This is a genomic window from Virgibacillus oceani, from assembly GCF_014638995.1.
In the GTDB taxonomy this organism is placed as follows: Bacteria; Bacillota; Bacilli; order Bacillales; family Amphibacillaceae; genus Virgibacillus_E; species Virgibacillus_E oceani.
Window position 1 is genome coordinate 18,478 of the sequence record NZ_BMFR01000004.1, and the last position, 12,775, is coordinate 31,252.

11 protein-coding genes are annotated in these 12,775 nt (G+C 38.2%); 3 read left to right on the plus strand and 8 right to left on the minus strand.

Annotation, left to right across the window (positions count from 1 at the left end; all coding sequences use genetic code 11):
- Positions 1-173 precede the first annotated feature (173 nt).
- Positions 174-479 (minus strand): phasin family protein, encoded by a 306-nt coding sequence (locus tag IEV74_RS07000; RefSeq protein WP_188454655.1) that lies wholly within the window; start codon positions 477-479, stop codon positions 174-176.
- Positions 480-491: 12 nt separating this feature from the next.
- Positions 492-2,135: an ABC1 kinase family protein gene (locus IEV74_RS07005; RefSeq protein WP_188454656.1), complete on the minus strand. Its 1,644-nt coding sequence runs from the start codon at positions 2,133-2,135 to the stop codon at positions 492-494.
- A gap of 198 nt (positions 2,136-2,333) precedes the next feature.
- Here IEV74_RS07005 and IEV74_RS07010 point away from each other — a divergent pair, with 198 nt between their 5' ends.
- Positions 2,334-3,680, plus strand: coding sequence for a YjiH family protein (locus tag IEV74_RS07010; RefSeq protein ID WP_188454657.1), 1,347 nt, complete (start codon positions 2,334-2,336; stop codon positions 3,678-3,680).
- Between the two features lie 101 nt (positions 3,681-3,781).
- Here IEV74_RS07010 and IEV74_RS07015 read toward each other — a convergent pair whose 3' ends face one another.
- From IEV74_RS07015 to ku, 3 genes are all read right to left on the minus strand, one after another.
- Entirely contained in the window at positions 3,782-4,609 is an 828-nt protein-coding gene (locus IEV74_RS07015; RefSeq protein ID WP_188454658.1) for a sugar nucleotide-binding protein, read from the minus strand.
- A gap of 26 nt (positions 4,610-4,635) precedes the next feature.
- Positions 4,636-5,664, minus strand: coding sequence for an acyltransferase family protein (locus IEV74_RS07020; protein WP_188454851.1), 1,029 nt, complete (start codon positions 5,662-5,664; stop codon positions 4,636-4,638).
- A gap of 367 nt (positions 5,665-6,031) precedes the next feature.
- Entirely contained in the window at positions 6,032-6,880 is an 849-nt protein-coding gene (gene ku / locus IEV74_RS07025; RefSeq protein ID WP_188454659.1) for a non-homologous end joining protein Ku, read from the minus strand.
- 122 nt (positions 6,881-7,002) lie between these two features.
- Here ku and IEV74_RS07030 point away from each other — a divergent pair, with 122 nt between their 5' ends.
- Positions 7,003-8,820, plus strand: a complete 1,818-nt coding sequence (locus tag IEV74_RS07030) for a DNA ligase D (RefSeq protein WP_188454660.1) — start codon at positions 7,003-7,005, stop codon at positions 8,818-8,820.
- Positions 8,821-9,000: 180 nt separating this feature from the next.
- Here IEV74_RS07030 and IEV74_RS07035 read toward each other — a convergent pair whose 3' ends face one another.
- The gene (locus IEV74_RS07035; protein ID WP_188454661.1) at positions 9,001-10,395 is read right to left on the minus strand and encodes an L-cystine transporter; all 1,395 of its coding nucleotides are present in this window, start codon (positions 10,393-10,395) and stop codon (positions 9,001-9,003) included.
- 343 nt (positions 10,396-10,738) lie between these two features.
- Positions 10,739-11,179, minus strand: coding sequence for an OsmC family protein (locus IEV74_RS07040; RefSeq protein WP_188454662.1), 441 nt, complete (start codon positions 11,177-11,179; stop codon positions 10,739-10,741).
- A gap of 147 nt (positions 11,180-11,326) precedes the next feature.
- Between IEV74_RS07040 and IEV74_RS07045 the strand changes: the two genes are divergently transcribed.
- Positions 11,327-12,304 carry a DUF4003 family protein gene (locus IEV74_RS07045; RefSeq protein ID WP_188454663.1) on the plus strand — a complete coding sequence of 326 codons (978 nt, stop codon included), beginning with the start codon at positions 11,327-11,329 and terminating at the stop codon, positions 12,302-12,304.
- A 103-nt stretch (positions 12,305-12,407) separates the two neighbouring features.
- Here IEV74_RS07045 and IEV74_RS07050 read toward each other — a convergent pair whose 3' ends face one another.
- On the minus strand, positions 12,408-12,767 hold the full coding sequence (locus tag IEV74_RS07050; protein ID WP_188454664.1) for a DUF488 domain-containing protein: 360 nt from the start codon (positions 12,765-12,767) through the stop codon (positions 12,408-12,410).
- Positions 12,768-12,775: the final 8 nt, after the last annotated feature.

Sequence of the window (12,775 nt, forward strand, 5' to 3'; positions counted from 1 at the left end):
TTTCCGTATTTTATGATTTCGGCACGTATTTGGACACTTTCTGCTCGTATTTGAATAATTTTGGCACGTATTTTATACAATTCCGCTCGTATTCTATTATTGTTGGATCGTATTTCCATAATTTGGGGCGAAATCCGACAAAAAAAGATCTCAGCATTAAGCTGAGATCTTTTTTATACCCCATTAACTTTGGTCTCCAACTCTTTAATCCGGTTTTCCAATGCTTCTAATTCATTTTTTGTTGCTAATCCTAAATCCTTTGCCATTTTCTGAGTTTGGTCGTACTGTTTAGCACTCCATTCCTCTTTTTTCATTTCGCCTTTTTCAATGAATTTCCGCATGACCTCTCGTGCCTGTTCAGGCGTTAATTCATTTTTCTCAACTTGTTCATTCAGCATTTTACTTAACTTTTCCTTACCACTGACAGCTGCACCCAGTCCTAATAAAAATCCCTTTTTCAATAAAGAATCACCACTCATAATCAACACCTCCTATTTTTTCATTCGAATCATTCGATAATGCTTGAGAAATATAATAATCATGGTTAACGCAAAAATACATGCAGCCGCCTCACCGATAATGGTTAGCATAGCCATTCCCATGGTAGTTGCATAAACAAATAGGCCAATCCCCCCCATAATCAGGATGAAACTTATTGCCTCAAGCACTAGATAGAAATGGTGAAGCAATTGTTTTTGTTGTTTTTCTTTTTCCCATTTCCTATCTTCTTCCCCGCTTTCCAGCCAATTTAACATTGCTTTTGGATAGGAAAGGACTGGCTGCAGTGTTTCTTTCGTAAATTGCTTGTAAATGGACCCAACTATACTGCCCCCGAACCATTCGGTAATTTTGGGTTTTGCCCACTTACTAATATCAATATCAGGGTAAATTGCAATTAATACACCAAAAACAATCGACACAGCTCGCCCGTAATAAGCATAATCGGCTGACAGCTGGATTGGCTGTTCTTGAATAAACGTGCGAATATCCTCTTTCACCTGATCAATTGTGTGGGAATCCATTTGTTTAAATGAGCCATTTTCGTACATTTCAACTGTCTGTTTAATCATTTTCTTTAATTTATCCCGATTGGCATTTGGCAGGACGAAATTCATTTCATCTAGTGTATTTATTATTTTTTCATAATCATCCATAATTAATCCCTGAATTAACCGTTTAAAATATTGCGTATCCTGTTTGCGGACCTCACCCATCATCCCAAAGTCGATGACAGCAATTCTGCCATCCTTTTGAATCAGAATATTTCCTGCGTGCGGATCAGCGTGGAAATAACCGGGATTCAAGAATTGATCCAGATAAAGGTCAAATAACTGTTTAGCTGTTTGTTTAATATTTATGTTATGTCGATTCATATAGTTTATGTTCGTTATTTTCGCACCTTCTATCCATTCCATTACTAGTACTTTCCTTGTGCACAATTCCTCATAATAATGCGGGATATGGATTGATTCGTATTCCTTATACCGCTCCTTAAAATATGTTCCGAATCCAAGTTCCTTCTCAAAATCAAGCTCTCTTTCCATAACATAAATCAGTTCTCGGTATAGTTCATCTAAATTGGCTTTTTTGCCAAAACCTGTGAAAACGGAAATCAGCCAAAAAACGATTTTAAGCGCTTTAAAATCTATATGAAAAATATCATCGATACGATAGCGCTGCACCTTGATCGCAACAACTGTACCATCTTTTAATTTCGCTTGGTAAACCTGGCCAATCGAAGCTGCGGCGATTGGGGCTTCATCAATATCCATTAAATGTTCCTCGATGCTTGTGCCCCATTCTGCTTCAATCGATTGCTTTGCATAGGAATAAGGAATCGCTGGAACACGGTCGACAAGCCCTGCAAGCTCCCTAATAAATACGTCTGGCATAAAATCGGTTCGTGTACTTAAAAATTGTCCGACTTTTATTAGTACACCCCCTAATTTTATTGCATTCTCTCTATACTCCTTTGCTTGTTTCGTCAAAAGAGCATTCCATTTTTGATAGGTTTGTTCATCCCAAATGCGATGCCACATATGGAAAAAGTATTGCTGAATAATAAACTTGACTACCATCCAAACGATGACAGTACAACGATAAAACACATTATATTTTAATGAACTTTGCACCATCAACACCTCAACCTACTTTACCCAATATTTCCACTTACTTAAACGTATGCTGCACGTGTGGTTAGTTTGTTACATTTAGCACATTTATAACCGGATTATTTCGGGAAGATGCAGATATTGCTATAGCTATTGTCATTGCGAACAAACATTATTTTCGATTATAATAGCAGGAAAGCGTTTATACTTTAGGGGGAACTTATGAAGAAGCATAATTACAAATTAAGTGAACATCTTTTGTTTATTATTCCATCGTTAATTGGTATATTCCTATTCATGACACCAGTTCCTACCGACGATGGCATGACAATCCCAATTGCTGTTTTAGCGGAATGGGTTCAGGATAAGCTCGCAGGACAATTGTCGTTTATTATGATGCTCATTATTGTGATCACAGCTATTTTATCTGTATGGGGAAAGCTAATGGGAGATAAATTAAATCGTACTCCTTTTTTTAAGCAATTATTAAATGTTAGTCCGTTTTGGACAATTACGCGTGTTGCGGCGGCAGTTTTTGCTGTAATGGTTTATTACCGTCTAGGACCTGAAGCAATCCATGGTCCAGATACGGGACAGTTGCTGTTAGACGATTTGCTGCATGTTCTGTTTGCTGTATTTTTGTTTGCAGGATTATTTTTACCTTTATTAATGAATTATGGATTACTGGATCTATTTGGTACATTGATGAAAAAAGTAATGAGACCATTATTTAGACTTCCTGGCCGTTCGTCAGTCGACTCGTTAGCATCTTGGGTTGGGGATGGAACGATAGGTGTTCTTTTAACGAGTAAGCAATATGAAGATGGTTACTATACAAAACGGGAGGCAGCAATTATTGGGACAACCTTTTCCGTTGTTTCGATTACGTTTACGCTGGTTGTTATTAATCAGGTGGAGCTTGGATATATGTTTGTCCCGTTTTATTTAACGGTTCTTGCTGCTGGTCTTGTTGCGGCGTTGATTATGCCGCGGATTCCGCCACTTTCTTCAAAGCCGAATACGTACATTAATGAAGCTTGGGGCGATATTGAAGAAGACGTTCCTGAAGGGTATAACAGCTTAACGTACGGTTACAAAAAAGCAATAGATCAGGCTAAAAAGGAATCTGATGTGTTTAAGTTTTTCAAAGAGGGTGGACAAAACATCCTCGATATGTGGATGGGGGTAGCGCCAGTTGTAATGGCGATAGGACTTGTCGCGCTCATCATTGCAACCTATACACCGATATTTACTTGGCTTGGTATTCCATTTATTCCTTTATTGGAGCTGATGCAGGTACCATTTGCTGAGGCAGCGTCAGAGACTATCTTAGTTGGATTCGCTGACATGTTTCTGCCTTCGATCTTAGCAACACCAATTGAAGCGGATATTACAAGGTTTATTATTGCCGCTTTGTCAGTTACACAGCTTATTTATATGTCAGAGGTTGGCGGGCTTTTACTTGGGTCTAAAATTCCCGTATCGATTAAAGATTTATTTATTATCTTTATTCTAAGAACAATTATTACGTTACCGGTTATTGTTCTGATTGCCCATATGCTGTTTTAATAATCCTGGTATTCTGCTTCATGATATTACCAAATGATTGAGATTAATTTCTGTAAAAGTACAAATGGCCACTGCTCTTCACTAGAGCAGTGGCCATTTGTTTACCTGAATTTCACCTTGCTGACTTCGCTGATTTTTTTCGTGATTAACGATGTGTCCTTTGGAATTTCTGTGTCAACCTTCTCTTCCTCAGAACCTTTTATAACCAATTCATCATTATAGCCTAATTGTTTGGCCATTGATTTCATAAACACATAGAAGCTTTGTTTTTCCTCTGGTCCTACATGGTAGATACCTGTTACATCGTTATAAACCATTTCTTCAATGACAGTGGCTAAATCCTCCACATGAACAAATGAACGTGTTAAGTCATCACGAAAATCAACTTTTCTATCCGATCGTAAATGATACGATAAACGGTCCGTTCGTTCGTCCAATTTGCCAATCCTGTTTTCCCCATAAATTGGACCTGCCCGCAATATAACAAAATTCGAAAGCTCATTTTCAATGAAGTGTTCTGCTTTTACCTTTGCATTGGCATAGTTACTGAATGTGTGATCATCCGGTAAAGTTGATGTTGGGTCATCCTCATGATACGGACCCTTTCCATCTGAAAAAACGAAATCAGACGAAATATAAATTAATTTTGTTTCAGGGGTAAGATGTGTAATTAAATGCATCAATCCTTGATCGGTTAGCTTGTGCTCATTCGGCCCACTCATAACAGTCCAAATGACAACATCAGGGTTTTCCTCTTTGTAGAAATTTGAAAAAGATTCAGGCTCATTCACATCTAATTTGTATAGACCTTCAGACATTGCCGGATCATCTAAATACGTTCCGACTATTTCATCTGCAGAACCGCTTCTTAGTCTGACATATACCGAAGAACCTACATAACCACTAGCACCAAATATACATATTTTCATGTTTACACCTTCCCTAATTGCCAGATTTAAGTGTTAAGGTTTTCGTTGTGCTGTTTCTTAATGTTCTTCTTTTGACCAAATACACTTCTTAGTATTGATACTTTCCCTTCAATAAACGGCTGCCAAACCCCAAGGATTGGTTTACTTGATAATACAAGTACAATAATCGCTGCAATAACTGCCAGACCAAAGAGATCAAACGCATTATTTATTTCAAATAAGTTTGTCTTCCTGAAAAATTGAACGAAAAATCCATGCAGCAAATACACATACAATGTTCTAGTGCCTAGTTTCGTAAGCTTTGTGTTTTTCTTTGGAATCCAAGCTAAAATACTTGCTGCCATTAATGCTGATGTTACATATACAAGGAAGCGCGCGATGCCTCCAAATTCTGACATCCCTAAATCACCGTATGATTTAGATGCGAGCAGCCACCCCGTATTAAACTCTGGTGCGACATACACCGCTGATGCAACGGCTATCATCACAATCAGGGATACAATCTTGACACTTTTTCTAGTTAGGAACAGGACATGATCCTTCTTAAGCCAATAACCAATTAGAAAGAACGGGAAAAAGACAAAGGTTCTTGAAAGACTAAACGTATGTCCTATTTCGTTAAAATAACCAACGATCAAGCCAAATAGTACAGCGATTGAAACACTCATTACTGCTGGAACTTTTTTAAACCAATATAACAGCATGTGCCAGCAAAATAAGCTGAACAAGAACCATAATGACCAATGCGGATAAAAAATTCCCGTTTGCCAATCATCTTTTCCAATAAAGAAATAGTATCCTGTATATAATAGTTGAAATATAAGATATGGTAATAAAAGTTTTTTTGCTAGTTTGGCAATATATTTTTTATCGCCAGAACCCTTTGCAAAAAATCCTGCCAGAAATATAAATGCTGGCATATGAAACGTGTAAATCCATGTGTACAACGTATTGATTCCATGCGAACCATCAGTAAATGGCTGAATCATATGACCAAACACGACTAAAAATATTAAAGCTAGCTTCGCGTTATCAAAATATGCATTTCTTTCCATATAACTCATTCCTTTTTTGCTTATAATCATCCTGTCACTATCAAGTTTACCCTCTTTTAAACGGTTATAGTGGCAAGAAACAATGATTTAAGGAGCTTGTAAGCTTTTTGTAAATGGAATGAAAGAAAGATAAATTTGTGTAATCTTTGAAATAGAAATAGCCGCAGAAAGCGTATTGTTTACTGGCTGTCATGGAAGTCCTATTATGAAAACAGAAAAGGGAAATACCACTTATAAAGCTGATGTGTTACCTTTTATCGCCAAAATGCTTGAAAATGGGTTCTCATAATGCCGATGAGTTACTCTTCTTTACTGAAACAGCATAAAAATAGAGACCTCACTTTTTGTGGTGTCTCCATTGAACTTCTTATTTTGCAATCTTTTTCTTTTGCTTGGTTGCTGTTTTTGTTTTACGTTTTGGCTGTTTCGGCTTTGGTTTGTCCGTTTTTGCCTTGTCAAGAGAGGCTTGCAGTGCGTCCATTAAATTTGTAACATTGTCTGGTTTAGGCTTTTCTTCACCTGTAACCACTTGTTCGTTATTTTTCTTCTCCTCAATTAACTCTAATAATGCTGTACGGTAATCATCCTTGTATTTTTCAGGTTCAAATTCAGTTGTTAACTGGTCAATCAGCATTTTAGCAGTATCAAGCTCTTTCTTCGGCGTATCAACCTCTTGGGGCACATTGGGAACATCTTGGACTTGACGGACCTCATCAGGGTAATGAATGGTCTCGACTACTAATGTATTTTGATAAACACGGATAACGGCAAGCTGTTCTTTCGATCGGATAATCATTTTTGCTATCCCGATTTTTTCCGTATCTTTTAGTGCTGCACGAAGCAATCCATATGCCTTGCTTCCGCCTTCATTTGGTGACAAATAATAGCTTCGTTCAAAATATATCGGGTCAATTTCTTCCAATTTAACAAAATCCACTATTTCAACAGATTTATCCTCTTGTTCCTTTTTCAACGCTTCTAATTCCTCGTTATCAAGCACTACAAATTTATTTTTGGCATATTCATATGCTTTTACAATTTCGTCATTTTCAACTTCACGATCACACACCGGACACACACGCTGATACTTTATTGGGGACTGGCATTCTTTATGCAGATTCCTCAGTTTCACATCCTTATTTTCTGTGGCGGCATGCATTTTCACTGGGATGTTTACTAACCCAAAACTGATTGTCCCTTTCCACATCGTATGCATGAACAAAACCTCCCTTTTTTCATTAGTGTACCGACAATAACTATTTTTATCCTTGCCTTAACGATAGACCGATTATTTTATCTAAAATAAGCCACCCTAAATGTGGAAGGGAGTTATTGCCGATGAAAGTAATGAAACCAATTGCGAGTACCCAAATACCAGAGGAAAATGAATGGATGTATGAGGTCAAGTACGATGGCTTTCGTTGTATTTTGCGTTGGGAAAAAGGCAAGGTTCGTTTAACTAGTAAAAATAATAAAGATTTAACTCCTAATTTTCCTGAAATAATTGAATTCTGCCAGAAACATCAATCGGATATCAGCTCATTACTGCCACTCGAGCTTGATGGAGAATTAGTTGTGCTAAACAGTTCCTATCAGGCTAATTTCTCCTGGATTCAAAAACGGGGCCGACTGAAGGATCACATCGCGATTAAGGAAGCTGCACAGGAACGGCCAGCAACATTTATGGCGTTTGATATGCTTATGCATAGTGATAAAGTTATTTATAACAAACCTTTCGATACACGTAAAAAAACGCTTTTCGATTTTTTCCAAACGTTGAATATCGGATTTAACCTATCATCGTTGAAGCGTATTTGTTATGTCCCATATTATGAAGACCCGAATGAATTATGGAAAATTATTTTTATATACAAGGCTGAGGGCATGATTGCGAAACGGAAAAATAGTGTCTACCGGCCAGGCAAGAATCATAATGACTGGTTCAAAATAAAAAATTGGCGCCCAATACATGGCATTCTTACCTTTTATGACACGCAAAATGATTATTTCACGGTAAAGGTTTATGATGAAAATAACATAATGGAAATAGGCAAATGCAAACATGGACTAGATTCTGAAGCATTCCAAACATTAAAGCAGGTATTTTATGATAACGGGACAAAACAAGTGGATGGATATACCCTTCCACCGGCAATTTGCGCTAAAATCCATACACTTGACCTGCATAAACACGAGCTTCGCGAACCTGAATTTGCTGGACTGAAACCAAACCTTGCTGCACCTGAATGCACAAGTAGTAAATTGCGACTTGATATGGCAATGCTTCCTAAAGACATAGAATTAACGAATACGGATAAGGTTTTTTGGCCAAAAACAGGGTTTACCAAAGGGGATTTACTTGTCCATTTACGGGAAATAGCACCTTATATGCTGCCGTTTTTAAAGGATCGCGCCCTTACGTTAATCCGCAGTCCCGACGGTGTAAACGAAGAATCCTTTTTTCAAAAGCATCTTCCGGAGTATGCCCCTGATTATATAGACAGTATACAAGCTGGTGAGGAAAAATTAATCATCTGCAACAAATTGGAAACACTTGTGTGGTTTGGCAATCATGGAGCTGTTGAGTACCATGTTCCATTCCAGAAAATCGAAAGTGAAAACCCCTCAGAAATTGTATTTGACCTAGACCCGCCAGACAGGGAGCGGTTTCCACTATCCATACATGCCGCCAAATTGTTAAAGCAGCTGCTTGATGAACTCGGTCTTGTTTCCTTTGTAAAAACATCTGGAAATAAAGGGCTGCAGGTGTATATTCCCATTCCAGAGAATAGCATGTCCTATGATGAGACAGCCATTTTCACCCAGGCGATTGCTTGGACGATAGAGAAGGAATTTCCAAAACATTTCACAACAGAGCGCCTAAAAAAGAACCGGCATGAAAGGCTCTATATCGATTATGTGCAGCATGGTCGGGACAAGACATTGATTGCCCCATATTCACCACGAAAAACCGCTGAGGCAACTGTAGCAACACCATTGTATTGGGACGAGGTAAAGGAAGGACTCTCTCCAGAACCTTTTACAATTAACAACGTAGCAGAGCGGGTGAAGCTGCTTGGGTGCCCGTTTACAGGATATTTTGAAGAGGGAAAGAAACAGGACCTTGAGAAGGTGCTGGCACTAGTAAAGAAATAGGTTGATGTTGGGGATAAGCGGTTACGTTACCTGCGCCTCTTTGGTGCGAAGTTGCGCTTCCATGCGGCTAAATTGCGCGAGAGCGATGCACAGGATGCACGTCCATGCGGCTGAAATGGCTCCTGCCATATCTAACACATATTAAAATGGCCGTTCACATAAGTGTGAACGGCCATTTGATTATACTGACAATTCTTTTTCAATTGCAGTTTTATCGTTGTACGTTTTCAAATTTAGTTTTCCTAGAATACGTGATGTTAATGTTCCCGATAACATGGCATCGTTAACATTAAGTGCTGTACGTCCCATGTCAATTAGTGCTTCAATTGAGATTAGAAGACCTGCGAGTGCTACAGGCAAGCCCATGGATGACAGCACGATTAATGCTGCAAATGTTGCTCCACCACCGACGCCCGCTACACCAAATGAACTAATTCCAACAATCAATACTAATTTAACAAGAAACTCTGGTGAAAATGGATCAATACCGACTGTTGGAGCAATCATTACTGCCAGCATTGCCGGGTATAATCCTGCACAGCCATTTTGCCCGATTGTAGCTCCAAATGATGCTGACATGTTCGCAATCCCTGAGTCAACACCAAGTGAATTTCGCTGTGCCTGAATATTTAATGGGATAGTACCGGCACTTGACCTTGACGTAAATGCAAAGCTTAATACTGGCAATACTTTTTTCAAATAAGTCATTGGATTTAATCCAAATACTCCAACCAAGACTAAATGGATAATAAACATGACGATGATTGCCACATAGGATGCAATAACGAATTTGCCCAGTTCAATAATACCCGCCACGTCCGTATTTGCTACTGTATTTGCCATTAGTGCCAGGATACCAAATGGTGTTAATCTCAGTACTAATGTAACGATTCTCATTACTACTGCGTAAAGCGAATTTACTATTTTTGTAAACACCTCTGCCTGTTCTGGATTTTTCCTGCGCAATCCTAAAACTGCAATACCGACAATAATGGAAAAGATTACAACCGCAATTACAGATGTTGACCTTTGCTGTGTCATATCTAAAAAGATATTTGAAGGAATAAAGCTTAGAATTTTCTCAGGCGTTGACATATTTTCAACTTCACCTAACGTCGATTCAAGCATCGCCCCTCGATCGTTTTCCGCTTGCCCCGCTTCAATTTGATCAGCATTAAGGTCAAACAATGCAGCACTTCCAATTCCTACAATTGCTGCTATCATTGCCGTTCCTACTAGAAGACCAATAATCCAGGCTGACATTTTTCCTAAATCTGAACCTTTTTTCAGATTAATAATGGATTGGATAATTGAAACCATTACAAGCGGTACAACGATCATCATAAGTAAACTGATGTACCCGCGGCCAACGATATTATACCAATCTGTCGTCTGTGTTAAAATTTCTGAACCTGTGCCATAAACTGCCTGTAATATGGCACCAAGCACGATACCTAGACCTAAACCCGTGAACACACGCTTACTAAATGATAGGTGTTTCTTTTGCATCCAGATAAGAAGACCAATAATTGCTACTAATATTGCGATGTTCACGATGATAGATACTAATTCCATTTGTATTACCCCCTTATTAATGTCTTATTGTTAATTATGCTTACTTTTTGTCAATGGTGATAGTTACCCAAAAAAAATAAGCAAATTCTTTCTCCTATAAACCCGAAACCAAAGTGCATAATTCCGATATATATAGTATGCTTTAAATACTATACTTGGGCAGCGTGTAATATGTCAAGAAATTAATTCGAGGTAAAAATGAAACCAAAAATCTTGATACCTCAATACGTTTGAAAAGGTACTAATCACGAGACTTTGGTGTATAGTTCATTTCAGGCGAGAGCTAACAGAAACTACAATGTAAAAGAGCAAATACACATAAAAAATATGTATTTGCCCATTATTAATTAATTGTTTCCTCCAATTCAATCTCAACATTTCCCTTAATTGCCCGTGAGATCATGCAGCTTGTCTCCGCTTTTTTTACTAGCTTTTCTAACTTGCTGTAATCTTCCTCCGTTGCTTCAGCGGTTAGTACAACTGTTGGCTTATGAATAATTTTCTTATACGTAATAACCCCATTCGTCACATCAACAATACCCTCTGATTCATGTGACATTTCCTGAAGGGGTAAATTCGACCGTTCAATCATTGCAGCTAGTGTTATAACATAACAAGTAGCAGCCGCCCCGAGTAACATTTCATCTGGGTTGGTCCCAACACCTGGTCCGTCCATTTCAGGGGGAATTGAAATCTTAGTTTGTAAATTCCCAGCTTCAATGTATCCCGTACTGTTTCGTCCACCTGGCCATTCCGCTTTCAAATGAAAATGATGTTCAGGCATATGATCACCTCTAAACAAGTAATTTGACACCACTATACCATCGATCATTTTAATTAACCATTTAAGTGCTTATCCGAATGCGTGAATGAAACCTTTTGCGTATTCATTCCGTAATTTACAATAGCCAGTGGAAAAGGACGTGACTACATGCAGTATAAACTATCTGAATATATCCGAATTTATGAGGAACTGAAAAATAAAATGAAATGGAAGGTTTCAGATAAAGGCATATTAATGATGATTGCAAGTCAATATATGATTAATCGTAAAGAACTGCGGATCGAACGACTTTTAGATATTGCCGATAAGCTAAAAGGTAATGCCGGTATGTTTTCCAGTATGCGATCCTATCCAAGATTTACTACCGCCGCAATGCTAGATGTCCATTTTGATAACCCTGAAGAGCAGGTTGAAGCGTTATTTGATTTATATGGTCAAATGAAGCATGCAGGGTTTAAAAGCGGAACCTTTACGTACCTTGCCGCAACCGTAATCATCACAAATGGGGCTAATACAACGAACCAAGCATCAATAATCAGCAGATCAAAGAAAATCTATGATCTGATGAAGAAAGAGCATATGTTTTTAACGTCTCAAGATGATTATCCCTTAGCAACATTGCTTGCATATGAGGATGGAACGGCGGAAGAATTAATTGAACGAATGGAAATGTATTATAACAGTTTACATGAGCATCAATTCAGTAAGGGAAATGAACTCCAGTTTTTAAGTCATATTCTATCTTTGGGTCGTTCAGAAAATAAAAGTTCACTTGTAAACCATTCTGTCCGAGTGTATGATGCATTCGCTGAAGTGTCGATTAAACCTAAAAAAATGTACTATCCTGTAATAGGCATGCTTGCTCTTCTCCCATATGAGGAATTAGACATGGCGATGATCTCACATATTTATCAAGAGCTTAATCGTGAAATAAAGTGGCAAAAGGATATAAACCTTATAATGGCGGTAAACCTTTTTACGAGTGAAATACTAACACATTCCAGTTTGGCTGAAACGAGTATGTATACAACGATGGAAACAATCATGCAAGCACAACAGGCAGCGATGATGGCAGCTGTTACTGCAACAACAGCCGCTGCAGCTGCTTCCAATAGTGGAAATTAATAGTTGGAAAGTGTGTTTTACTGCATAAATTGTACCTTCATTGCATGCTGCTTAGTATAACACGAAGGCTGCCAGTAAATTCGGACTGCCTTCGTATTTACTTTTACTGATGGTCCAATATCTCCTTCAATACCTGTGCTTGATTATGCTCCTTATCCTTTGCCGCATATAGCAATGTAACATCCTTATGATGGTCCTTCGTAATTTCCTTTAATTTTTCAAGTTCGGCCTGTTGATCACCACTTTCAAGCTCTTTTTTGTATTTTTGCTTAAACGCTTCATATTTGTCTGGATCATGACTAAACCATTTTCTGAGCTCCGTTGTTGGTCCAATTTCTTTCATCCAATTATCAAGCTTAGCACTATCTTTGGAAATCCCCCTTGGCCAGACACGATCAACTAGAACACGTACACCATCATCCTCACTGTAATTATCATAAATTCGTTTAAGTTTTATTGGCATTCTATCCA